Annotated in this window: 22 protein-coding genes; 15 read left to right on the top strand and 7 right to left on the bottom strand. The window is 64.9% G+C overall.

What is annotated here, in order from left to right; genetic code table 11:
- The first annotated feature begins 73 nt into the window (after positions 1-73).
- From sucC to ACYCAX_RS01200, 4 genes are all read left to right on the top strand, one after another.
- The gene (gene sucC / locus ACYCAX_RS01215) at positions 74-1240 is read left to right on the top strand and encodes an ADP-forming succinate--CoA ligase subunit beta (protein ID WP_015477516.1); all 1167 of its coding nucleotides are present in this window, start codon (positions 74-76) and stop codon (positions 1238-1240) included.
- Positions 1240-2121, top strand: a complete 882-nt coding sequence (sucD, locus tag ACYCAX_RS01210) for a succinate--CoA ligase subunit alpha (RefSeq protein ID WP_015477515.1) — start codon at positions 1240-1242, stop codon at positions 2119-2121. The genes sucC and sucD overlap by 1 nt, the downstream gene beginning before the upstream one ends.
- 482 nt (positions 2122-2603) lie before the next feature.
- Positions 2604-3917: a branched-chain amino acid transport system II carrier protein gene (brnQ, locus tag ACYCAX_RS01205; RefSeq protein ID WP_015477514.1), complete on the top strand. Its 1314-nt coding sequence runs from the start codon at positions 2604-2606 to the stop codon at positions 3915-3917.
- A gap of 222 nt (positions 3918-4139) precedes the next feature.
- Positions 4140-4892, top strand: a complete 753-nt coding sequence (locus ACYCAX_RS01200) for a DUF599 domain-containing protein (RefSeq protein WP_460247266.1) — start codon at positions 4140-4142, stop codon at positions 4890-4892.
- A 66-nt stretch (positions 4893-4958) separates the two neighbouring features.
- On the opposite strand, the gene ACYCAX_RS01195 is transcribed toward ACYCAX_RS01200, so the two are convergent.
- Entirely contained in the window at positions 4959-5174 is a 216-nt protein-coding gene (locus ACYCAX_RS01195) for a hypothetical protein (RefSeq protein ID WP_460247265.1), read from the bottom strand.
- 160 nt (positions 5175-5334) lie between these two features.
- On the opposite strand from ACYCAX_RS01195, the gene ACYCAX_RS01190 reads away from it, so the two are divergent.
- The 5 genes from ACYCAX_RS01190 to ACYCAX_RS01170 all read left to right on the top strand — a co-directional run bounded on the left by ACYCAX_RS01190 (position 5335) and on the right by ACYCAX_RS01170 (position 10303).
- Positions 5335-5811, top strand: coding sequence for a PaaI family thioesterase (locus tag ACYCAX_RS01190; RefSeq protein ID WP_015477511.1), 477 nt, complete (start codon positions 5335-5337; stop codon positions 5809-5811).
- Entirely contained in the window at positions 5808-6254 is a 447-nt protein-coding gene (locus ACYCAX_RS01185) for a PaaI family thioesterase (RefSeq protein ID WP_015477510.1), read from the top strand. Before ACYCAX_RS01190 ends, ACYCAX_RS01185 begins: the two co-directional genes overlap by 4 nt.
- Positions 6255-7502 carry an MFS transporter gene (locus ACYCAX_RS01180; protein WP_460247264.1) on the top strand — a complete coding sequence of 416 codons (1248 nt, stop codon included), beginning with the start codon at positions 6255-6257 and terminating at the stop codon, positions 7500-7502.
- A 96-nt stretch (positions 7503-7598) separates the two neighbouring features.
- The gene (htpG, locus tag ACYCAX_RS01175) at positions 7599-9497 is read left to right on the top strand and encodes a molecular chaperone HtpG (RefSeq protein WP_460247263.1); all 1899 of its coding nucleotides are present in this window, start codon (positions 7599-7601) and stop codon (positions 9495-9497) included.
- A 74-nt stretch (positions 9498-9571) separates the two neighbouring features.
- Positions 9572-10303 carry a dienelactone hydrolase family protein gene (locus tag ACYCAX_RS01170; protein WP_460247262.1) on the top strand — a complete coding sequence of 244 codons (732 nt, stop codon included), beginning with the start codon at positions 9572-9574 and terminating at the stop codon, positions 10301-10303.
- A 137-nt stretch (positions 10304-10440) separates the two neighbouring features.
- Here the strand turns inward: ACYCAX_RS01170 and ACYCAX_RS01165 are convergent, their stop codons facing one another.
- Both ACYCAX_RS01165 and ACYCAX_RS01160 read right to left on the bottom strand, forming a co-directional pair.
- A complete protein-coding gene (locus ACYCAX_RS01165) occupies positions 10441-11700 on the bottom strand; it encodes a sugar MFS transporter (protein ID WP_460247261.1) in 1260 nt (419 codons plus the stop codon).
- Between the two features lie 135 nt (positions 11701-11835).
- Positions 11836-12702: a pirin family protein gene (locus ACYCAX_RS01160; protein WP_460247260.1), complete on the bottom strand. Its 867-nt coding sequence runs from the start codon at positions 12700-12702 to the stop codon at positions 11836-11838.
- Between the two features lie 137 nt (positions 12703-12839).
- On the opposite strand from ACYCAX_RS01160, the gene ACYCAX_RS01155 reads away from it, so the two are divergent.
- The 3 genes from ACYCAX_RS01155 (at position 12840) to ACYCAX_RS01145 (ending at position 17182) form a co-directional block, all read left to right on the top strand.
- Positions 12840-13313 carry a DUF3859 domain-containing protein gene (locus ACYCAX_RS01155; RefSeq protein WP_460247259.1) on the top strand — a complete coding sequence of 158 codons (474 nt, stop codon included), beginning with the start codon at positions 12840-12842 and terminating at the stop codon, positions 13311-13313.
- Between the two features lie 523 nt (positions 13314-13836).
- Positions 13837-15798 carry a DUF1302 domain-containing protein gene (locus ACYCAX_RS01150; protein ID WP_460247258.1) on the top strand — a complete coding sequence of 654 codons (1962 nt, stop codon included), beginning with the start codon at positions 13837-13839 and terminating at the stop codon, positions 15796-15798.
- Between the two features lie 13 nt (positions 15799-15811).
- Complete coding sequence (locus ACYCAX_RS01145; RefSeq protein ID WP_294972432.1) at positions 15812-17182, top strand: DUF1329 domain-containing protein; 1371 nt, start codon at positions 15812-15814, stop codon at positions 17180-17182.
- 224 nt (positions 17183-17406) lie between these two features.
- Here the strand turns inward: ACYCAX_RS01145 and queD are convergent, their stop codons facing one another.
- The 3 genes from queD to norR form a co-directional block, all read right to left on the bottom strand.
- Positions 17407-17763, bottom strand: coding sequence for a 6-carboxytetrahydropterin synthase QueD (gene queD / locus ACYCAX_RS01140; RefSeq protein ID WP_015477501.1), 357 nt, complete (start codon positions 17761-17763; stop codon positions 17407-17409).
- A gap of 15 nt (positions 17764-17778) precedes the next feature.
- Positions 17779-17982 (bottom strand): AlpA family phage regulatory protein, encoded by a 204-nt coding sequence (locus tag ACYCAX_RS01135; RefSeq protein ID WP_460247315.1) that lies wholly within the window; start codon positions 17980-17982, stop codon positions 17779-17781.
- Between the two features lie 74 nt (positions 17983-18056).
- Positions 18057-19613, bottom strand: coding sequence for a nitric oxide reductase transcriptional regulator NorR (norR, locus tag ACYCAX_RS01130; protein ID WP_015477500.1), 1557 nt, complete (start codon positions 19611-19613; stop codon positions 18057-18059).
- A gap of 170 nt (positions 19614-19783) precedes the next feature.
- On the opposite strand from norR, the gene hmpA reads away from it, so the two are divergent.
- The 3 genes from hmpA to ACYCAX_RS01115 are packed head-to-tail and all read left to right on the top strand — an operon-like array spanning position 19784 to position 22451.
- Positions 19784-20965: an NO-inducible flavohemoprotein gene (gene hmpA, locus ACYCAX_RS01125; RefSeq protein WP_015477499.1), complete on the top strand. Its 1182-nt coding sequence runs from the start codon at positions 19784-19786 to the stop codon at positions 20963-20965.
- 51 nt (positions 20966-21016) lie between these two features.
- A complete protein-coding gene (locus ACYCAX_RS01120; RefSeq protein WP_015477498.1) occupies positions 21017-21274 on the top strand; it encodes a hypothetical protein in 258 nt (85 codons plus the stop codon).
- Entirely contained in the window at positions 21261-22451 is a 1191-nt protein-coding gene (locus tag ACYCAX_RS01115; RefSeq protein ID WP_041711997.1) for an NnrS family protein, read from the top strand. Before ACYCAX_RS01120 ends, ACYCAX_RS01115 begins: the two co-directional genes overlap by 14 nt.
- Before the next feature lie 355 nt (positions 22452-22806).
- On the opposite strand, the gene ACYCAX_RS01110 is transcribed toward ACYCAX_RS01115, so the two are convergent.
- Complete coding sequence (locus ACYCAX_RS01110; protein ID WP_460247257.1) at positions 22807-23889, bottom strand: patatin-like phospholipase family protein; 1083 nt, start codon at positions 23887-23889, stop codon at positions 22807-22809.
- Between the last annotated feature and the right edge of the window lie 144 nt (positions 23890-24033).

The following is a 24033-nucleotide window of genomic DNA, read 5'->3' as shown; positions in this document are numbered from 1 at the left end:
CGGTCACAGGTGGCGTGGTGCCACGAGCGCCGCGCCGAATGCGCAATACCCAAGACGAAAACGGTAGACAAGCATGAATCTCCACGAATATCAGGGTAAGCAGCTGTTCGCTGAGTACGGCCTGCCCGTATCCAAGGGCTTCGCCGTCGACACACCCGAAGAGGCCGCAGAAGCCTGTGAAAAGATCGGTGGTACCGAGTGGGTCGTTAAGGCCCAGGTACACGCTGGTGGCCGCGGCAAAGCGGGCGGTGTGAAGCTGGTCAAGAGCAAAGAGGACGCCAAGGCGTTCGCCGCCAACTGGCTGGGCAAGCGTCTGGTGACTTACCAGACTGACGCCAATGGCCAGCCGGTCAGCAAGATCCTGGTGGAATCCTGCACCGACATCGATAAGGAGCTGTACCTCGGCGCCGTTGTCGACCGTTCCAGCCGTCGCATCGTCTTCATGGCCTCCACCGAAGGTGGCGTGGACATCGAGAAAGTGGCGCACGAAACCCCTGAGAAGATCCTCAAGGCCACCATCGATCCGCTGGTTGGCGCTCAGCCCTACCAGGGTCGCGAGCTGGCTTTCCAGCTGGGCCTCAAAGGCGACCAGATCAAGCAGTTCACCCACATCTTCGTTGGCCTGGCCAAGCTGTTCCAGGACTACGACCTGGCGCTGCTGGAAGTGAACCCGCTGGTGATCAAGAAAGACGGCAACCTGCACTGCCTGGACGCCAAGATCAACATCGACTCCAACGCCATGTACCGTCAGCCCAAGCTGCGCGCCATGCACGACCCGTCCCAGGACGACGCTCGTGAAGCCCATGCGCAGAAGTGGGAGCTGAACTACGTCGCGCTGGAAGGCAACATCGGCTGCATGGTCAACGGCGCTGGCCTGGCCATGGGCACCATGGACATCGTCAACCTGCACGGCGGCAAGCCGGCCAACTTCCTCGACGTTGGCGGCGGTGCCACCAAAGAGCGCGTGACCGAAGCGTTCAAGATCATCCTGTCCGACAGCAACGTCGCTGCCGTTCTGGTGAACATCTTCGGCGGCATCGTTCGCTGCGACATGATTGCCGAAGGCATCATCGGCGCCGTGAAAGAAGTCGGCGTGAAAATCCCGGTTGTCGTTCGTCTGGAAGGCAACAACGCCGACCTCGGCGCCAAGGTCCTGGCCGAGAGCGGTCTGAACATCATCGCGGCGACCAGCCTGACCGACGCTGCCCAGCAAGTCGTCAAGGCCGCGGAGGGTAAGTAATGAGCGTCCTGATCAATAAAGACACCAAAGTCATCTGCCAGGGCTTCACCGGCTCGCAGGGTACCTTCCACTCCGAACAGGCCATCGCCTACGGCACCAAGATGGTTGGCGGCGTGACCCCCGGCAAGGGCGGCACCACCCACCTCGGCCTGCCGGTGTTCAACACCGTCAAGGAAGCCGTGGAAGCCACCGGCGCTGACGCTTCGGTCATCTACGTTCCGGCTCCGTTCTGCAAGGACTCGATCCTGGAAGCGGCCTTCGGCGGCATCAAGCTGATCGTCTGCATCACCGAAGGCATCCCGACCATCGACATGCTGGAAGCCAAGGTCAAGTGCGACGAGCTGGGCGTACGCCTGATCGGCCCGAACTGCCCGGGCGTGATCACTCCCGGCGAGTGCAAGATCGGCATCATGCCCGGTCACATCCACCTGCCAGGCAAGGTCGGTATCGTGTCGCGTTCCGGCACCCTGACCTACGAAGCCGTGAAGCAGACCACCGACGCCGGCTTCGGCCAGTCCACCTGCGTGGGCATCGGCGGCGACCCGATCCCGGGCTCCAACTTCATCGATATCCTGAAGCTGTTCCAGGAAGATCCGAAGACCGAAGCCATCGTCATGATCGGCGAGATCGGCGGTTCCGCTGAAGAAGAAGCCGCGGCCTACATCAAGGCCAACGTCACCAAGCCGGTGGTTTCCTACATCGCCGGTGTGACCGCCCCTCCGGGCAAGCGCATGGGCCACGCTGGCGCCATCATCTCCGGCGGCAAGGGCACTGCGGACGAGAAATTCGCCGCGCTGCAGGACGCCGGTGTGAAGACCGTGCGTTCCCTGGCTGACATCGGCAAGGCCCTGGCCGAGCTGACCGGCTGGACGGTCAAGTAAGCGCCTCGCTTATTTAACCGTTCGTCAACAGAGGCCACCTTCGGGTGGCCTCTGTCGTTGCGGCGCCGTCTCAAAACTGTCGTTCAGGCGACATGGCCGATCATCACGCGGACGATCTGACGTATGTCAGTGCAGTTCATCGGAATAGATCGTTAGGCTAACAACTATATGAAGCGTCGCGTTCCCCACAAGGGAAAGCTCGCTCACCGTCAATTCCTACCCGGAAGCGACGGTGATTCCTGACCGTCAAGGATGGCGGGATAACCAGAATGCAGGAGCAACCGGGCCACGAGCCCACGGAAAACCTCTGCTATCGGACTTCCAAGAACAAATCACCGTACCGATGACAGCAGCATCACAGGATGCCCAGGCTTGCCCAGAGTGAGTCGGCCAATCCCGTCCGATGCGGCTTTGTCACGTCCGTACGGTCGATCTGCCTTGGGAGACCATGAAACCGTTTCAGCACTGTGGTATTCCCCTTCATGAACGTCTTGAAAGGCCAGGACATCCTGGCATTGGGTTTTATGACCTTCGCGCTGTTCGTCGGCGCGGGCAACATCATCTTCCCGCCCATCGTCGGTCTGCAGTCCGGGCCGCACGTATGGATGGCGGCACTGGGCTTCCTGATCACCGCAGTCGGCCTGCCGGTGATCACCGTCGTCGCGCTGGCCAAGGTCGGCGGGGCGATGGACACCCTGAGCCACCCGATCGGTCGAGTCGCCGGTGGGCTGCTGGCGGCCGTCTGCTACCTGTCGGTCGGGCCATTGTTCGCCACCCCGCGTACCGCCACCGTGTCCTTCGAAGTGGGCCTGGCGCCGCTGACCGGGGAGGGCGCGCTGCCGCTGTTCCTCTACAGTCTGGTGTACTTCTCGGTGGTACTGGTGATCTCGCTGTATCCGGGCAAGCTGCTCGATACCGTTGGCCGCTTCCTCGCGCCGCTGAAGATCATCGCCCTGGCCGCACTGGGCATCGCCGCCTTCATGCTGCCCGCCGGCCCCATTGGCGTCGCTGAACCGGCCTACCAGACCGCCGCGTTCTCCCAGGGCTTCGTCAATGGCTACCTGACGATGGACACCCTTGGCGCGCTGGTCTTCGGCATCGTCATCGTCAACGCGATCCGCTCCCGTGGCGTGCAGTCGCCGCGCCTGATCACCCGCTACGCCATCATCGCCGGCCTGATCGCCGGTGTCGGTCTGGCGCTGGTGTACATCAGCCTGTTCCGCCTGGGTGCCGGCAGCCATGACATCGCCGCCGGTGCCGCCAACGGCGCCGCCGTCCTGCATGCCTACGTGCAGCACACCTTCGGCTCGCTGGGCAGCACCTTCCTCGCCGTGCTGATCGCGCTGGCCTGCCTGGTCACCGCCGTGGGCCTGACCTGCGCCTGCGCCGAGTACTTCTGCCGTATCGTGCCGCTGTCGTACCGCAGCCTGGTGATCATCCTGGCCAGCTTCTCGCTGCTGGTGTCGAACCTGGGCCTGACCAAGCTCATCCAGTTCTCCATCCCGGTGCTGACCGCCATCTACCCGCCGTGCATCGTGCTGGTGGCGCTGAGCTTCTGCGCCAGCCTGTGGCGTTCGCAGACCCGCATCGTCGCCCCGGTGATGGTGGTGTCCTTCGTCTTCGGCATCATCGACGCCCTCAAGGGCGCCAAGCTCGATGCCTGGATGCCGGCCTGGATGCAGCACCTGCCGCTGGCCGAACAGGGCCTTGCCTGGCTGATCCCCTCGGTGGCCATGCTGGCCGTGATGGTGGTGATCGACCGCCTGCTGGGCAAACCCCAGGAAGCGATGGCCTGACGCCAGACCTGCCAGCGAAAAAGGCCGCCCACAAGGCGGCCTTTTTATGTCTTTGTGGGAGCGAGCTTGCTCGCGAACCGCCGGGCAGTTTTGTATCCGCCATGAAAGCGTTCGCGAGCGGGCCCGCTCCTACAGGCAGGTGGGGCGGCGAGCCGTGTCTTTCCCTGCATATCTGGCGTCTATCTGCCGCGTATTCCTTCAACACTTCGCGCAAGGACAAGCATGACCGACGTCGACCTGTTCGATATCCAGTACCTGTGGAACCTGTTCGCCATTCTCTGGTTCCTCGTCTGCTGGCTCGGCTATACCCGTTATGCCAAAACCAAGGCCCGCGACACTGCCTGCCTGGCCAGCGTGTTGCACCTTTACCGCCAGGACTGGATGCGCCGCCTGCTGCTGCGCGACAACCGCGTGGCCGATGCCAGCGTGATCGGCAATCTGGAGCGCAATGCTTCGTTCTTCGCGTCCAGCACCCTGATCATCCTGGCCGGCATCCTGACTTTGCTGGGTTCCGCCGAACGCACCATTTCGGTGCTGGCCGACCTGCCGTTCGTGACGTCGCCGACCCGTGGCCTGTCGGAGCTGAAATTGCTCTGCCTGGCAGTGGTCTTCGTGTATGCCTTCTTCACCTTCAGTTGGTGCATGCGGCAATACAATTTCGCGGCGGTGCTGGTGGCTTCCGCGCCGATGGTGGGGGAGCGCAGCGTGGGCGAGCAGGAACGCAAGTTGTTCGCCGAGCGTGCGGCGCGCGTGGTGTCGTTGGCGGCGCACCAGTTCAACCAGGGCCTGCGGACCTATTATTTCGGGTTGGCGATGCTCGCCTGGTTCATCAATCCGCTGATCTTCATGCTGGTGACTGCCGGTGTCGTGGGGGTGTTGTACCAGCGCGAGTTCCATTCCCGCGTGCTGCACGTGATGGTCTACACGCCAACGCCGCAGGCGGATGCGCCACGCGAGGACGATATCCCAGCCTGACCGGGAGTCGGATGCGACAAGGCCCGCGAGAATGCGGGCCTTGTGCTGTACAGCGCGAGAAACGGCTTACTGCTGCTTCTGCTCTTCGCCTGCGGGCTCCTGCGGCGCGGTAGCCGGAGCAGCCGGGGCAGCTTCGGGTGCCGGCGGAGTCGTCGGCGCCGGGGTGGCCGGCTGTTCAGTAGCGGCGGGCGCGGCCGGCGCTTTCGGCTCTTCTTTCTTGTCGCAAGCGGCAAGACCCAGACCGGCGATCAGCATCAGAGCGAGGGGAAGGGTTTTTTTCATGTGGAGCCTCCATGTGTGGCTTTCCTGGTGGTAGCCCTTTGAGCAGATGCGCCTCAAAGAAGTTCAATGAATATTCCTGCACTACAGTATTTCATCACTGTAGGTAGGCTCCGAGCGGGGTATGATGCGGGCCCACGCAGTCATTCGGTCGCCCACTCCCATGAGTGAAAACCCCATTCTTGAGCGTGCCCAGCGCTTTCTCTCGGCGCTGCGCCATTGCCAGTTGCTGGGCATCAGCGCCCATGCCGCCGACACTTCCGGCCTGACACTGCGCCTGCCATACAGCCCGGCCATCGTCGGCAATCCGGAAACCGGCGTGATCCACGGCGGGGCGATCACCACGCTGATGGACACCACCTGCGGCATCTCCACCGTCTGTGTGCTGCCGCAGTTCGAGATATGCCCGACCCTGGATCTGCGCATCGACTACATGCACCCCGCCGAGCCTGGCAAGGATGTGTTCGGTTTCGCCGAGTGCTACCGCGTCACCCCGAATATCATCTTCACCCGTGGCATCGCCTACCAGGACGACCCGTCCGAGCCCATTGCCCACGTAGTCGGTACCTTCATGCGCATGGGCAAGGCGGTTTCCGCCGGCAACGTGAAGCGCAGCGTCGACGGGGAGGCCTCCGCATGAGCACGCCGAGCATCGAGCAACTGGTGCGCGAGGCCCACGCGAGCAAGAACTACGATGGACTGATCGAGTCGATTCCCTACGCCAGGATGATCGGCATCCGCTGCCTGCGCCTGGGCGACGATGCGATCTTCCACCTGCCGGCCAACCCCGACAACATCGGCAACCCGACCCTGCCGGCATTGCACGGCGGCGTCATCGCCGGCTTCATGGAACACGCCGCGCTGCTGCACCTGCTGATGTTCATGGGCATTCCACACATGCCCAAGATCATCGACTTCTCCATCGATTACCTGCGCGCCGGGCATTTCCGCGATACCTATGCGCAATGCCAGGTCTGGCGACAGGGACGGCGGGTGGCCAACGTGGCGATCACCGCCTGGCAGACCACTCGCGCCGAACCGATCGCCACCGCACGGGCGCACTTCAAGGTCGACGGCGCCTGAATGGACACCCTGCTGATCCTGCTCGGCCTGCTGCTGATCCTTGCCGGCTACGTCTGGCTGGTCAGCCAGGCCTTCGGCCGCAGCCTGTTCTGGGGGATCGCCAGCCTGGCGCCGCCACTGGCACTGGCGTTCATCCTGCGCCACTGGGCGCAGGCGCGGCGTGCCGTGGTATTCGTTGCGCTGGGCTGCATCCCGCTGGTGGTTGGCCTGGCCCTGCTGGCGGCCCATGACAGCGCACGCCTGGAGGCCATTCTGCGCCTTGACTGGCTGCGCTCCGAGCCGGTCGTCAAGCCGGAGTTGGCCATCCGCTTGCGCGGTGAGCTGAATGGCAAGCCGTTCGAGCCTGAGCAGGCCGATCTGATCGACGGGGTGCTGAGCCTGCGGGAAGGGCAGGACTTCTATGCACACCGTGAAGTGCAGATTCGCCTGCCGGCAGCGGTCCAGGGACCACTGCGGCTGGATGTCCTGCCCGATGATTCCGGCACCTTGCCGGACGTCGAAATCAGTTGGCTGGCTCCTGGCCAGGACCTGCCCGAGGCGGTCCGCCTGGCGCGGGGGTACAGCCTGCACCTGGACCTCCAGCCGGAGGCGCCCAACCGGATGGTCGGGGCCTTCCATCTGGTGCTTCCCGCGTCGATGCAGACCACCCTGAGCGGCCAGATCGAGCTGTACACGGATCGTCTGCGCTATCGCGACGGACAGGTCGATACCCACGTCGACTCCCAGGACACCCTGCTCTACGTGGTGCGCGACTACCTGCAACGCCGCTTCGCCCAGCACGATATCGAGCTGGCTCCGCTGCCACGGCTGGACACCCGGCGGCCAACGCTGCAGGTGCAGGTGGTGTTCAGCATTGCCGGCGAGCCACAGACGCTGTCGCTCACGCTGGTCAAGAGCGTACCCCGTGGATGGGGTGTCCGGGGCGACAAGTACCCGCGCCTGGCCGATAACCCGCCACCAGTGCCGGCTCCGCCGCCGGCGCAACCCGTCGAGGCGGAGGCGGGCCAACCGTCGGCCGCGCCGGAGGTCGGCGTGCTTTCGCTGCAGCGCCTGCAGGCCGCTCCCGAGCACTTCGCCAATCGCCACATGCGGGTCCAGACCGAGCAGGGACGCACGGCCGACGGGGTTTTCGTCGGCCTGGATGGCGACGGCCGCCTGGTCATCCGCCACAGCCTGAGCGGCGCGGGAGAGGCGAGCTACGTCCTGCGGCCCAGCGAAGTGGTCGGCATCGAATTGCTCGCTCATTGAGTTGTCGGGGCAACCCCTTGAATTTGCTCAGGAAGCCCCCATCTCGCTGACATCGGCCGTAATAGACGGCATTTGTCATCCTCGGAGCGAGAAAGAATGAGCGTGGAGACTCAAAAAGAAACCCTGGGCTTCCAGACCGAAGTGAAGCAACTGCTTCACCTGATGATCCATTCCCTGTATTCGAACAAGGAAATCTTCCTTCGCGAGCTGATTTCCAACGCCTCCGACGCCGCCGACAAGCTGCGTTTCGAGGCCCTGGCCAAGCCGGAGCTGCTCGAAGGCGGCGCCGAGCTGAAGATCCGTGTCAGCTTCGACAAGGATGCCAGGACCGTCACCCTCGAAGACAACGGCATCGGCATGAGCCGTGAGGACGTGATCGCGCACCTGGGCACCATCGCCAAGTCCGGCACCGCCGACTTCCTGAAGAACCTCTCGGGCGACCAGAAGAAGGATTCGCACCTGATCGGCCAGTTCGGCGTGGGCTTCTACAGCGCCTTCATCGTCGCCGACAAGGTCGATGTGTTCACCCGCCGCGCCGGCGTGCCGGCCAGCGAAGGCGTGCACTGGGCGTCGAAAGGCGAGGGTGACTTCGAAGTCGCCACCGTCGAGAAGACCGCTCGCGGCACCCGCATCGTCCTGCACCTGAAGGACGGCGAAGAAGAGTTCGCCGACGGCTGGCGCCTGCGCAACATCGTCAAGAAGTACTCCGACCATATCGCGCTGCCCATCGAGCTGCCCAAGGAGCAGCACGGTGAGGAAGCGCCGGCCGACACCGAGTGGGAAGTGGTCAACCGTGCCAGCGCCCTGTGGACCCGTCCGCGCACCGAGGTGAAGGACGAGGAATACCAGGAGTTCTACAAGCACATCGCCCATGACTTCGAGAACCCGCAGTCCTGGAGCCATAACAAGGTCGAGGGCAAGCTCGAGTACACCTCGCTGCTCTACGTCCCGGCCCGCGCGCCGTTCGACCTGTACCACCGCGAGGCCCCGCGCGGCCTGAAACTGTACGTGCAGCGCGTGTTCATCATGGACCAGGCCGACCAGTTCCTGCCGCTGTACCTGCGCTTCATCAAGGGTGTGGTGGACTCCAACGACCTGTCGCTGAACGTCTCCCGCGAGATCCTGCAGTCCGGCCCCATCGTCGACTCGATGAAGTCCGCGCTGACCAAGCGTTCCCTGGATATGCTGGAGAAGCTGGCGAGCAACGACGCCGAAGCCTACAAGGGCTTCTGGAAGAACTTCGGCCAGGTGCTGAAGGAAGGTCCCGCCGAAGACTTCGCCAACAAGGACAAGATCGCCGGCCTGCTGCGCTTCTCTTCCACCAGCGACGAGAGCGGCGAGCAGAGCGTTTCCCTGGCCGACTACATCGGTCGCCTGAAGGAAGGCCAGGACAAGATCTACTACCTCACCGGCGAAAGCTTCGCCCAGGTGAAGAACAGCCCGCACCTGGAAGTCTTCCGCAAGAAAGGCATCGAAGTGCTGCTGCTCACCGACCGCATCGACGAGTGGCTGATGAGCTACCTGCCGGAGTTCGACGGCAAGTCGTTCGTCGACGTCGCACGTGGCGACCTGGACCTGGGCAGCCTGGATTCCGAAGAGGACAAGAAGGCCCAGGAAGAAGTCGCCAAGGCCAAGGAAGGCCTGGCCGAGCGCCTGAAAGCCGCGCTGGGCGACGAAGTCGCCGAGGTGCGCGTGTCCCACCGCCTGACCGACTCGCCGGCGATCCTCGCCATCGGCGAGCAGGACCTGGGCCTGCAGATGCGCCAGATCCTCGAAGCCAGCGGGCAGAAGGTGCCGGAGTCCAAGCCGATCTTCGAGTTCAACCCGGCTCACCCGCTGATCGAGAAGCTGGATGCAGAGCCCGACGAGGAGCGCTTCGGCGAGCTGTCCCACATCCTCTTCGATCAGGCCGCGCTGGCGGCTGGCGACAGCCTGAAAGACCCGGCGGCCTACGTCCGCCGGCTCAACAAGCTGCTGGTGGAACTCTCCGCCTGATCGAAACAAGGCCCGCTTCGGCGGGCTTTGTGTTTTTCTGTACCCGCCACTCTTTCAATAACGGGGAGACCCCAATGAGTCAGATCAGCGTGCGACCCGTCGCCTACAGCGTCGACGGCGAGTCTTTCGAAGGTCAGCTGGTATTCGATGCCGCCAGCCAGGCCGCGCGTCCGGGGCTGCTGATGGCGCCGAACTGGATGGGCGTCGGCCAGGGTGCCCTGGACATTGCCCGCCAGGTTGCCGAACGAGGCTACGTGGTGCTGGTGGCCGACCTCTACGGCAAGGACCTGCGCCCCAATGGCCCGGAACAGGCCGGCGCCGCCATGATGCCGCTGAAGAATGACCGCGCGCTGCTGCGCAAACGCATGCAGGCGTCGCTCAAGGCCCTGCTGGATCAGGCCGGCAAGGCACCGCTGGATACCGCGAAGCTGGCCACCTTCGGCTTCTGCTTCGGCGGCTGTTGCGCCCTGGAGCTGGCGCGCGATGGCGCACCGCTGGCGGCGACCGTGTCCTTCCACGGCACCCTGGACACGCCGAACCCGGCGGATGCGAAGAACATCCAGGGTTCGGTGCTGGTGCTCGACGGTGCTGTCGACCCATTCGTACCGCGCGAGCAACTGGCCGATTTCGCCCGGGAAATGATCGATGCCGACGTCGACTGGGCGCTGACCAGCTTCGGTGGCGCGGCGCACTCCTTCACCGACCCGCATGCGCAGATCCCCGGCAAGATGCAGTACGACGCCAAGGTGGCGCGCCGCGCATTCGCCGCGATGTTCGACCTGCTGGACGAGCGCTTCGGCGGCTGAAGTCCCGGGTGCGCGAAAACACCGCGCCCCATTGGGGATCGCGGCGTGTAGGCGCAAGCTTGCTCGCGAACCTCGCTTCGCAGTGGGGATTGTTGCGAGCAAGCTCGCTCCTACCCAAAAAGACCCGGCATTCGCGCTCAGGGCAGGTTGGCCGAACGCTGCATCATGCGCTCGTCGGCGCGGTAACCCTTGGCGCCGAACCAGGCGATGTACAGGTAGCACAGCAGCGGAATGGCGAAGGAGTGCAGCAGTCCGATGCGGTCGGCGAAGAAGGCCTGGATCAGCGGCATCACCGCGCCGCCGACGATGGCCATGCAGAGCAGGCCCGAGCCCTTGCTGGTGAGGTTGCCCAGGCCCTCCAGGGCGAGGGAGAAAATGGTCGGGAACATGATCGAGTTGAACAGGCCGATGAGGATCAGCGCCCACATCGCCGCGTGTCCGCCGACGCTCAGGGCCACGGCGATCAGCAGGGTGTTGACCAGAGCGTTGAAGGCCAGCATGCGGTTGGCCGGAATGGTACGCATCAGGGCACTGCCGATGAAGCGGCCGATCATCGCGCCGCCCCAGTAGAACGACAGGTATCTGCCGGCGTGGTCGGCGGGCAGGCCGGCGATGTCCGGCTGACCCATCAGGCTGACCAGGTAGCTGCCGATCGACACCTCGGCGCCGACGTAGGCGAAGATGCCGATCACGCCGTAGATCAGGTGGCGGTGGGCGAACAGCGATTGACGGCCGGTCGCCGCGCCGTCGCTGGGTTCGCCGTGGTGGATCTTCGGCAGACGGAACAGGGCGATCAGCACGGCGATGGCGAATAGCAGTCCGGCCAGCACCAGGTAGGGCAGTTTCACCGAGTCCGCCTCGTTGGCGGCGGAACTGCCGATCTGCGACGCAGCGCCGGCACCGATGGCGAGGATGGTCACCGAGCCCACCAGCGGACCGACCGTGGTGCCCAGGGAGTTGAAGGCCTGGGTCAGGTTGAGGCGGCTGGCGGCGGTTTCCGGCCGGCCGAGGATGTTCACGTAGGGGTTGGCCGCCACCTGCAGCAGGGTGATGCCGGAGGCGAGGACGAACAGCGCGCCGAGGAAAAAGGGATAGGACTGCGCGCTCGCCGCCGGATAGAACAGCAGGCAGCCGACGCCGGCAGTGGCCAGCCCGACGATGATCCCGCTCTTGTAGCCGACCTTCTCCACCAGCCGCCCGGAGGGGAAGGACATGACGAAGTAGGCGGTGAAGAAGCAGAACTGGATCAGCGACGCTTCCACGTAGGACAGCGTGAAGACCGCCTTGAGGTGCGGCACGAGGATGTCGTTCAGCGAGGTGATCAGGCCCCACATGAAGAACAGCAGGGTGAGCACCGTCAGGGCGCTGGTGTGGCGGTTGGCGTGCGGTTGGTCCATCGCGGACTCCTTGTGCCGGACATGTGGGCCTTGCCGGAGCAAGGGGCTGGGGCGCGATGTTGTGGGTAAGCGCGCCGCGAATCCTTTCTCGCCTGCCGTTTCCAGCCCTGGATGAGGAACCGTTTCCCGGTGCGCTCAGCGCGGCAGTTCGATGCGCTCCTGCTCTCCCGGGACTGTCGGCCAGTAGCGGGCGGACCACCGGGCACGGGCGCTGTCGATCAGCGCCGGGTCGCTGGCGACGAAGTTCCAGTTCATCCGCCGGGGGCCGTCCAGCGGCGCGCCGCCAATGATCATCGCGTGGCAGTCGGTACAGGCGGAAAGGGTGAAGGCAATGCCCTCGGGCAGGACCAGCAGGTTGTGTGGCGGCACCGGCTCATTGTCGAGCAGGGCCTCGCCCTCGAGCAGGTACAGCGCGCGTTGCGGGTGCTCGTCGGGAATCGCCAGGGTGGCGCCCGCGCTGAGCTTCAGTTCGGCGTAGAGGGTCGGCGATAGCACCGGTACCGGCGATTCGAGGCAGAAGCCCGTGCCTGCGATCATGCGGATGCGCACGCCCAGGGCGTCGCTTTCCGGCAGGCTGGCGGCGGGGTGGTGGCTGTAGCTGGGATCGCAACGTTCCTGTTCTCGTGGCAACGCCAGCCAGACCTGCAGGCCGTGCAGGCGCGAGCCGTCGTGGCGCAGCGTCCGGGGCGTGCGTTCGACGTGGGCGACGCCGCGCCCGGCGGTCATCCAACTGACGTCGCCGGGCAGCACGAGCTGGTCCGAGCCGAGGCTGTCCTTGTGCTGCACCTGGCCCTCGAACAGGTAGGTGAGGGTGGACAGCCCGATGTGCGGGTGCTGGCGGATGTCCATGCCGTGTTCGGGGACGAAGGTGCTTTCGAGCATGTGGTCGAAGAACACGAAGGGGCCGACGCTGCGGCATTGCGCGGACGGCAGCGGACGGAGAATGGGAACGCCTTCGACGTCTTCGGCGCGTGGGCGGATGCTTAGCAGGGAGTCGCTCATGGCGGTTTCCAACGGGTCTGATCTGGGCATGATAGACGCTCGCCGCCACCCCGGCCCGGTTCGCGTCGGTATCGAGCTGTCATCAGCCTGTCACGCCGATGTCATAGCCTCGCGCGGTCCCCAACAAGGAGCGCAACATGTCCATTTCCCGCCTGCCAGCGGCCCTGGCCCTCACCCTGGCTTCCGCCTTCGCGTCCTCGGCCTTTGCCGAAGTGCGCGTCAACGGCCCGGTCGAGTACGGCGTCTTCGTCACCAACTACAAGGATTACCAGCCGGGCGAACGCGTGCTGACCCGCAGCCAGGAGCAGCTCGAATCCACGACGCGGGTCCCGGCCAAGCTGGGCACCAAGTTCGGCCTGCGTTACCAGCTCAGCGGCAAGCAGGAGGGCGATGCGCCCCTGACCCTGCTGTATTTCACTCCCGGCGTGGTGACCCCGGACGGCCAGCGCCACGACAAGTTCGAGGTGGTGCAGAAGCTGGTGGTCGGTGCGCCGACCGACGTGATGGCCTACCAGTTCACCGAGAACCACGAGGTGGTGCAGGGGCAGTGGCGCTTCATGGTGTTCCAGGGCGATCGCCTGCTGGCGGAGAAGACCTTCACCGTCGAGTGAGTCACGAGGAAAAAAACTGGCCATAGGCCTGATGCTGTTCACTTAAGAAAAACGCCGCGACTCCTTCGCCAGGATCGCGGCGTTTCTTTGCTCCGCAGGTCGCTTCAAGCGGGGATTTTGAATGGGTTGTTCCCTCTGTGGCTCTGAAAAAGGAACAAAAAACCGATACCAGAGCACCTGGTATCGGTTTATCGGAGCTCGCGATGGTCCACTAAATGCCTAAGTGAACAGCATTACGGCCATAGGCCGGGTTTTTCCTTGCTCGCGAAAAAGCTCGGATTTCATCCTTCGGATTGGCAGGCGGGAAACAGTTTGTTACTTTGCCTGCACGATAGTGCCAACTCTGAGCGTGCAGCCAGAATCGACAGGGGTACTCCGAGCGCCCGCAAGCGCTCCAGCAGGCGAGTTACTGCGTGATGGTCCGGCAGGAGCCGGGCGATCAGCAGCCGAGAGACGAATAAAAACAGCACCGGTTGCAACGACCGGGCAATAAATCTTGGCCGTCAAGGAGGTAATGCTGTCTATGAACAGTCAGAAGGGGGGACGTTCGTCCATATTCTGGGCGCCCCGGCGCGCGGGCGCGGTGATGGGACTCTTGCCGCTGCTGGTCGCGGGCTCGGCGCAGGCGCTGGAGTTCAAGCTGGCGGACAACGAGATCACCGGTTCCCTGGACAGTACCTTGTCCTACGGCGCGATGTGGCGCGTGCAGGGGCGCGACAAGGACAACATCACCGACATCAACGCCGACGACGGCAACCGCAACTTCGACACCGGGCTGGTTTCCCAGGTGTTCAAGCTCACCTCGGACCTGTCGGCCAAATACCAGAACTACGGCCTGTTCATGCGTGGCACTGCCTATTACGACACGCAGATCATGGACAAGCGCAACGACTACTACGACACCACCAACGGCGTGGAGCGTCCCAGCCAGTCGTTCCCGCAGGACGATCACTTCACCGATGACACCCGCCATATCGCCGGCCGCAAGGCCGAATTGCTGGATGCCTACCTCTCCGGCAGTTGGGACATCGCCGAACACCCGCTCACCGGCCGCGTCGGCCGCCAAGTGCTGAACTGGGGCGAGGGCGTGTTCTACCGGGGCGGCATCAACACCATCAACCCGGTGGACGCCGCGCGCTTCCACCTGCCGGGCTCGGAGCTCAAGGAAGTGCTGGTGCCGGTGGAGGCGTTGAGCTTCAACCTCGGCCTGACCGACGACCTGTCGATGGAGACCTTCTACCAGTGGAAGTGGAAGGAAACCCGGCTGGACTCGGTGGGGACCTATTTCTCCGACACCGACCTGTTCAGCGACGGCGGCAACACCGCCTACACCACCGAGGACAACCCGCTGATCAAGGAGCTGCTGGCGGGCTACCCGACCGTGGCCTCCCTCGGGCTGCTGGGCAACGGGCCGCACGGGCCAAACGCCTACCTGAACCCCAACACCGGCACCTTCAAGGTCGCCAACGTCGGCAAGGACATCGATGCCCGTGACGATGGCCAGTTCGGCGTCGCCTTCCGCTACATCGCCGAGGAACTGAATTCCACCGAGTTCGGCTTCTACTTCGTCAACTACCACGCCAAGGAGCCGCAGATCGCTGTCGACCTGCGCAACTACCAGGGCGTCGACGTGGATGGGCTGAACGCGTTGCTCGGGCCGCTGGGCCTGGGCGAAGCCGTGCCGGGGCTGTCTACGCTGGACATGGCCAGCAACGCCGAGGCGCGTCGCGACTATGTCGAAGACATCCGCATGTACGGCTTCAGCTTCAACACCACCCTGGGCGATGCCTCGGTGTCCGGCGAGATCGCCTACCGGCCGAACATGCCGATCAGCATTTCCGCCACCGACGACATCCTCGGCGACCTGCTGACCCAGGGTGTGCTCGGCCAGACCAACCTGTTCGACGCCAACGTGCCTGCCGGCCAGGCCTGCGCCCCGGTGGCCGGCAAGCAACTGTGTCGGGGCGAGCTGTTCGAGAACTACGAACGCGCCGAGACCTACAACATCTCGTTGTCGACCATCTACAACTTCGGCCCGCATCTGTCCTTCGACTCCATGACCGGCGTGGCCGAACTGGCCTCCGAGCACATCCGTGGCAGCAGCCTGAAATACACCGCCTGGGACGGTAGCGAGCGCAGATTCGTCGGCGCCCAGGACAAGGCCTATGTCGGCGGCAACGATGACGACGTGCAGATCGACCGCGACAGCTACGGCTACACGCTGCTGCTTACCGGCAGCTGGAACGATGTCTACGCTGGGGTGAAGCTGTCGCCCTACGTCGTCTACCAGGAGGACTTCAGCGGCAACTCCGACCGCACCGGCAACTTCATCGAAGGACGCAAGGCCTATACCCTCGGCATCGACGCCAGCTACCTGAACACCTTCGAGGTCGGCACCCAGTACACCAGCTATTACGGCGCCGGTTCCAGCAACTCCATGCGTGACCGGGACAACGTCTCGGTGACCGCGAAATACTCGTTCTGATCCGGAGAGAACCATGTACAAGAAGAGTTCCCTGATCGTCCTTGCGACCCTGACGGCACTGGCCGTCACCGATGCCCGTGCAGCGGTTTCGGCTGACCAGGCGGCCCAGCTCAAGAGCAGTCTCACCCCGATGGGGGCGGAGAAGGCCGGCAACGCCGCCGGCACCATCCCGGCCTGGACGGGCGGCCTGACCTCGGCGCCGGCCGGCTACAAGGGGCCGGGCGCGCACCACGTCGATCCCTTCGCCGGCGAGAAGCCACAGTTCGTCATCACCAAGGCCAACCTGGACCAGTACAAGGCCAACCTGACACCGGGGCAGATCGCGTTGTTCAACGCCTACCCGGACAGCTACCAGATGCCGGTCTACGAGACCCACCGCACCGGCTCGGCGCCGCAATGGATCTACGACAACATCTACAAGAACGCCACCAGCGCCAAGCTGGTGGAAGGCGGCAACGGCTTCTCCGATGCCTACGGCGGCGTGCCGTTCCCGATCCCGCAGAGCGGCGTGGAGGCGGTGTGGAACCACATCGCCCGCTACCGTGGCACCTACATCGTGCGGCGTTCGTCCCAGGCTGGCGTGCAGCGCAACGGCGCCTACGCGCTGGTGACCTCGCAGGACGAGGCACTGTTCCGCTTCTACGACCCCAAGGGCAGCTACGACAAGCTCGGCAACACGCTGTTCTACTACATGACCTTCACCACCGCACCGGCCCGCCTGGCCGGCAACGGCGCACTGGTGCAGGAGACCCTCGACCAGGTCAAGGAACCGCGCCAGGCCTGGGGCTACAACCCCGGCCAGCGCCGCGTACGGCGCGCGCCGACCCTGGCCTACGACACCCCCATCGAGGACTCCGATGGCCTGCGCACCGCCGACGACACCGACATGTACAACGGCGCGCCGGACCGCTACGACTGGACCCTGGTGGGCAAGAAGGAAATCTACATCCCCTACAACAACTACCAGGTCACCAGCCCCGAGGTTAAGTACAAGGACCTGCTCACCCCCGGCCACATCAATCCCAAGTACACCCGCTACGAGCTGCATCGCGTCTGGGTGGTGGACGGCAAGCTCAAGCCCGGCGCGCGGCACATCTACTCGCGTCGCACCCTGTACCTCGACGAGGACAGCTGGGGCGCCGCCGTGGTGGACCAGTACGACGGCCGTGGCGAGCTGTGGCGCGTGTCCCAGGCCTACCTGAAGAGCTTCTACGAGCAGCCGATGGTGTGGACGGCGCTGGACACCTTCCACGACCTCCAGGCGCACCGCTACAGCATCCAGTGGCTGGATAACGAGGAGTCCGGCACCGCCGACTTCAGCCAGGCGCCGCCGGACGACTCCAACTTCAGCCCCTCGGCCCTGCGCCGCAAGGCTTCGCGCTAAGCCCGGAAACGACAAAGGCCCCGAAAGGGGCCTTTGGTTTTCTGGCCGGAGCGATTGCGTCTTGCACGGAACGCGCTTGCTTCTCGTAGGAGCGAGCTTGCTCGCGAACCCGTTTCACACCTGACCCTGTTGGTGGCGTGCTTTCGCGAGCAAGCTCGCTCCTACAAGGTCGGCGCCGCGCCAGCCGGCAACTGTTGTCCACGCTCAGTGAGCGTGGACGCAGTTCAGTCCCCGCGATACTCGCACCCGCTGGTGCAGGTCTCGTGCACCCGCACCCTGGACAGCTCCGGCAGCAGCGGTTTGAGCTGTTGCCAGATCCACCGGCAGAGGTTTTCGCTGGTGGGGTTTTCCAGCCCCGGAATCTCGTTCAGGTAGTTGTGGTCGAGCTGGTCGTAGATCGGCTTGAAGATCTGCTTGATCTCGGCGAAGTCGCGAATCCAGCCGGTGTACGGGTCGACTTCGCCCTCGATGTAGATGGCGGCCCGGAAGGAGTGGCCATGCAGGCGGCCGCACTGGTGCCCGGCCGGGACGTGGGGCAGGCGGTGGGCGGCTTCGAAGGTGAACTCTTTGAACAATTCCACGGGATTTCCTGTAACTCAGATGAGGCGGGCGTTTCGGAAAGGCCCGTGATGCGGATGTAGTGATTGATGTACTGATCGGTCGTTGCTGGGCTGGAGGCTTTCCATCCAGTTGGCGATTTCTGACTGCCGCCAGGCAACGGAATTGGGGCCAAGTCTAACCTGTTTCGAGAGTGCGTTTTCACACGGCCGACGATAGACCCTGCGGTGGCCAGGGCCGATAACCGGAGGCGCCTATCTGCAGAGCCCCGTATGTAGAGGCGAGCAGCGGATGAGCACGCAATCCTCGCGTACGGTCACTTGATCGCCAGCCGGCGCGCCAGCCGGTTGAGGTTGGCCCGGTCCAGCCCCAGTTCGCGGGCGACCGCCGCCCAGTTGCCGGCATGACGTTCCAGGCAGTGGCTGATCATGCGGCGCTGGAAGGCGTCCACCGCCGGGCGCAGTTCGCCTTCGACGGCGGCTTCCGGGGCGTTGCCCTCGCGAGTGGTCACGCCGTGGAGCGACGGTCGTTGTTGTTCCAGGCCGAGATCGCCCAGGCCCAGGCTGAGGATGCGCGAGCGCTGCGGATGGTTCGCCAGCGCCTTGAGGGACGCCCGTCCGATCAGGTGCTCCAGTTCGCGCACGTTGCCCGGCCAGTTGTAGTCGAGCAGGGCGGCCTGGGCTTCGCGGGTCAGGCGCAGGCTGCGCAGGCCGAGGCGCGGACGGTTTTCTTCGAGGAAGTAGCCCGCCAGCAGCAGAACGTCGTTGCTGCGCTCGCGCAGGGGCGGTACGCGCAGCGGGTAGACACTCAGGCGGTGGTAGAGGTCGGCGCGGAAACGTCCGGTGCGCACCTCCTCGGCCAGGTCACGGTTGGTGGCGGCGATCAGGCGGACATCGACGTGGTGTTCGCGGTCCGAGCCGACTCGCTGCAGTTGGCCGCTCTGCAGGACGCGCAGCAGCTTGGCCTGGATCGCCAGCGGCAGTTCGCCGACTTCGTCGAGGAACAGGGTGCCGCCGTCGGCCAGCTCGAACTTGCCGCGGCGCTCGCCCACCGCGCCGGAGAACGCGCCGCGCACGTGGCCGAACAGTTCGCTTTCCACCAGGGTTTCCGGCAGCGCCGCGCAGTTGAGGCTGATCAGCGGCTGCTCGCGGCGCAGGGAGTTGGCGTGGATCGATTGTGCCACCAGCTCCTTGCCCACGCCGGTCTCGCCGGTGATCAGCACGCTCAGGTCGCTGCCGGCCACCAGCTGGATTTCGTTCATCAGCGCCTGGTGCGCCTTGCTCTGGCCGATCAGTTCCCGCGGCTGGTCGCCGGACGCGCGCTGGTAGGCATCGGCGCGCTGTTGCTCGTGCTCCGCGCGCAGGGTGAGGTCGAGCATGCGCTGGCTGGCTTTCACCGTGGCGGCGGCAAGGCTGGCGAAGGCTTCCAGGTTGTCCAGGTCGCCGGTGGAGAAGCGCTCCGGGTCGAGGGCGTCGAGGGTCAGCAGGCCCCAGGGCTGTTCGTCGAGGAACAGCGGGCAGCCCAGGCAGTCGTGCACTTCCAGGTGGCCATGCAGGCCTTCCACCAGGCCATCGTAAGGGTCCGGCAGGCCGCAGTCGGCGGCGAAGTGGGTCGGGCCGGGGTGTTCGAGTAGTGCGCGCAGGCGCGGGTGTTCGCTGGTCTTGAAGCGGCGGCCGAGGGTGTCGGCGCTGAGTCCGTCGACGGCCAGCGGTACCAGTTGATCACCTTCCAGGCGCAGCAGGGCGGTGGCATCGCAGGGCAGCAACTGGCGCAGCGCCTCCAGCAGGCGTCGATAGCGCTCGCTGTCGGGCAGCTCGCGGGAGAGATCGGCAACCAGGGGGAGCAGGGTGGCAAGCAAGGGGTTTCGGGTCATTTTGACCTCTTGAGAGTCTTTTTGACTCATTGATACTCTGGTCATTATGACTCAATAAACTGCAAAGGTCCCGAAAATAGTGGGCTGTAGGGTTGGCACGCTTCCTGAAGTACTTCTGGCAGAAAGCACAGGCAGACCCCTCTCTGCCTGGCCAATCCGAGGAGATCCCGATGCTGTCCAATGAACACCGTACCCTGGTCAAAGCCACTGTCCCGCTGCTGGAGACCGGCGGTGAGGCGCTGACCCAGCACTTCTACAAGATGATGCTGAGCGAATACCCGGAAGTGCGTCCGCTGTTCAACCAGGCGCACCAGGCGTCCGGCGACCAGCCCCGCGCCCTGGCCAACGGTGTCCTGATGTACGCCCGCCACATCGACGAGTTGGAACAGCTCGGCCCGCTGGTGGCGAAGATCGTCAACAAGCACGTCGCGCTGCAGATCCTGCCGGAGCATTATCCGATCGTCGGCACCTGCCTGCTGCGGGCCATCCGCGAGGTGCTCGGCGAGGAAATCGCCACCCAGGCGGTGATCGATGCCTGGGCCGCTGCCTACGGCCAACTGGCTGAAATCCTGATCGGCGCCGAGGAATCGGTGTACCAGCAGAATGCCGAGCAGCTCGGCGGCTGGCGCGGTGCGCGGCGTTTCCGCGTCGTCCGCAAGGACGTGGAGAGCGAGGAAATCACCTCCTTCTACTTCCAGCCGGTGGACGGTGGCGCACTGCTGGACTTCCAGCCGGGTCAGTACATCGGTCTGCGCCTGGAGCTGGATGGCGAAGAAGTACGCCGTACCTACTCGCTCTCCGATGTACCCAATGGCCGCGAGTACCGCATCAGCGTGAAGCGCGAGCAGGAGGGCAAGGTGTCCAACCATCTGCATGATCAGGTGCAGGTGGGCGACGAGATCGACCTGTTCCCGCCGGCGGGCGACTTCGTCCTGCGCGACGGCGAGAAGCCCCTGGCGCTGATCACTGCCGGCGTGGGCATCACCCCGGCGCTGGCGATGCTCAAGCAGGCGCTGGGCAGCGGCCGCGAGGTGCATTTCATCCACTGCGCGCGTCACGGCGGCGTGCATGCCTTCCGCGACTGGGTCGAGGCGCAGTCCGAGGCTCATCCGCACCTGGTGCATTACTTCTGCTACAGCGAGCCGCGCGAGCAGGATGAGGTGCACGCAGAAGGTTTCCTCAGCCGCGATCTGCTGGCCGAATGGCTGCCGGTCGACCGTGACCTGGATGCCTACTTCCTCGGACCCAAGCCCTTCATGGCCCAGGTGAAGCGTCATCTGCGCGAGCTCGGCGTGCCCGAGCGGCAGGCCCACTACGAGTTCTTCGGCCCGGCCAGCGCGCTGGAGGCCTGAAGCTGAAACACCCGGCCCGCCCGCGGGCCGATTCAACCGAGGAGGTGTGTGATGGACGGTCTTTTCGCTTGCCCCAGACGGAACCTGGTAATGTCGTCGACGCTGCTCGGCAGCGGGCTTGCGCTGTTGCTGGTGGGGATCATCGGAGCCTATTTCGTCGATACCCGGCTGTCGCTGCTGGCGATCGTGATGGCTCACGCATTTACCATCCTCGGTCCTACACTACTGAAGCTGGGCTATGTGCTGCGTCTCATCGCCCAGCATCAGATGCGCAAGGAAGGATGGGAGGCATGCTGTGTTGCTGGTTGATCGAAAAGCGTTGTTGAGCATTCCGCCGCTGTGGCGCCTGGGCTTCCGCCCATTCTTCCTCGGCGGCGCGTTGTTTGCGTTGATCGGTATTGCCGCCTGGGCGGCGGTGCTGCTGGGGGTGTTGCCGGCCTGGGAGCCACTGGGTGGCTGGTTGGCCTGGCACCGTCACGAAATGCTGTTTGGATTCGCCAGCGCCATCGTCGCTGGCTTTTTGTTGACGGCCGTCCAGACCTGGACCGGCCGACCCGGCGTCAGCGGGCGCCCGCTGATGATTCTCTCCGCGATCTGGCTGGCGGCCCGGCTCGGCTGGCTCGGCGGTGCGCCGCTGTGGCTGGTCACGCCGCTGGAACTGGCGTTCCTGCCGGCGCTGGCGTTCTTCGTCGGACGCAGCCTGTGGCAGGTGAAACAGGTGCGTAACTACCCGGTGATCGCGGTGCTGACACTGCTCACCCTGGCCGATGCACAGGTAATGCTGGGCCTCTGGAGCGGTAACGAAAACTGGCAGCGTGGCGGTGTGCTGGCCGCGCTCTGGCTGGTGGCGGCCCTGATGGGGCTGATCGGCGGACGGGTCATTCCTTTCTTCACCCAGCGTGGCCTGGGGCGCACCGCGCAGGTGCCGGCCTGGCCCTGGCTGGACAACGTGCTGCTGGCCGGCACGATGCTGGTGGCCGTGCTGACGGCGACCGGATTCGGCCTGACGCCGCAGCCGCTGGTGGGCGCGCTGTTCGCGGTGCTCGCCCTGGGGCACCTGATTCGCCTGTGGCGCTGGCGGGACAAGGGGATCTGGAGCGTACCGCTGCTGTGGTCGCTGCACCTGGCCTATCTCTGGATGATGCTGGCCCCGGCGGGCATGGCCGCATGGAACTTCGGTGCGCCGCTCGCCGTCAGCCTGCCGATCCATGCGCTGACGGTTGGCGGTGTGGGTGGCCTGATCCTGGCGATGATCGCCCGCGTCAGCCTTGGCCATACGGGGCGCCCGCTGCAGCCGCCGAAGGTCATGGCCTTGGCGTTCGCGCTACTGAACCTGGGGGTGCTTTTCCGGGTGCTGCTGGTGGTGTGGCTGCCGCTGCAGGGCCTGAGCCTGGCCGCTGCCTGTTGGGTGGTGGCTTTCCTGCTGTTCGCCTGGCACTACGGGCCGATGTTCTGGCGTCCGCGGCTGGATGGGCAGCCGGGCTGATTTCTCTTCGCGAACCCGCCTGGCACCGAACCTGCCGACGAATCGCGGACGGAGTCCACTTCTACAGGATCGGTATGTGCCGCGTTATCCGTAGGAGCGGGCTCCGTCCGCGATGCCCTTCGTAGGGCGAATAACGCGCAGCGTTATCCGCCGTGATGGGTATCGCTTCGCTCAACGCCATCCTACGTATGCCATCCCGGTGGGTTTCTTGTAGGAGCGAGCTTGCTCGCGAACTCGCCTGGCACCGAACCTTCCGGCGAATCGCGAACAGAGTCCGCTTACTGCCAGGGCGAGGCGGGAAGGGCGAATGAGCGGAACGAAGGTAGACGGCGCATGGTGATGCAAGTCGCGCCGATCATGTCAGCGGCAGCAGGCGCTCACCCAGCCGGCCGCTGTCTGCCAGTTCAAGGAACTCGTCGCCCATCCGCCGGCTTTCGTCCATCGCCTTGTGCCAGTAGCGCTCGCGGCCGGCGTCGTCGCCCAGGTAACGGTGGAAGTCCTTGCGGTCCGGCAGCTTGTTGTGCGGCAGGCGCGCGAGGTACTCCTTCGACGGCGCGAGCAGCAGCACGTCCTGCAGGCGGCCGGCGTCGCCACGGCGCCAGGGCAGGCTCTTGTCGAACCAGCCGGGGATCACCTTGTCGGTGAAGTGCGGATAGAGCACCACGCCTTCGGGCAGGTAGGGCAGGTCGAGGTGGTAGTCGAGCAGTCCGCCATCGCGGTAGGTGCCTGGGCCGGCGCCGGGAATGTCGCGCACGCCTTCCATCACCATCGGGATGGAACCTGAGGCGAGCAGGGCGTGACGCAGGTTGGCCAGGTCCAGGTGCAGGTAGCGCGAGGGGAAGTCCGACAGCGCTTCCAGCGGCGGAGCGCGGCGCGAGTCGTGGATGATCAGGCGCTCGAAATGCCGGTGCAGGTGACGACGCCCCACCAGGTTGTCGCGGATCACTGCGCCCAGTCCGAGGCCGAGGTTGGCCTTGCCGTCCCGGGCGAGGCGGCCGTGGCTCTTTACCACCACCACGTTGAGGCGGTACCAGGGGTTGTCCAGTACGCTGGAGTCGCGGCCGTCGAGCAGGTCGTCGAGCATTTTCGCGCAGCTTTTCGAGACGTCGGCGATGCTCGCATTGCGGGCGAAACGCTGCTGGGTGTAAAGCGCTCCGAGGCGGCGGATGCCCTCGGCCGGATCCGGCAGGCAGGCGCTGGCGAAGCGCCAGGAGCCGATGGACGCACCGATCAGCGAGCGTTCGCGCGGTGCGCGTGGCAGCCATTCGCCGAACAGCGCCAGGTCCAGGCCCTGGATGCCCAGCGCCTTCGGGCCTCCGGCGGCGCCAGGCAGGATGCCGACGTCGGCGGGGGCCAATCCCTGTTCGCGGATGCGCTTGAGGGCGCGGGTGCCGGCCTTGAGGGTGAGGGCGGGAGTCTTGATCTGGATGGCGGTCATGCGGGGCCTCGCGGATGCAGGCCCGCGATTATAGAGCCTGTATGCGGCGAGCAAGGATACTTCACGGGGTGAATGACCTTTGTCGATTCAGCTTGAATTAAGTCCTTCACCTTAGTCTGAGGACGATGCTATTTCAGACGAGGT

It is taken from the genome of Pseudomonas sp. MT3 (assembly GCF_054720805.1).
Note: the sequence above shows the minus strand (reverse complement) of the source record. Positions and strands in the feature narration are given on the sequence as shown.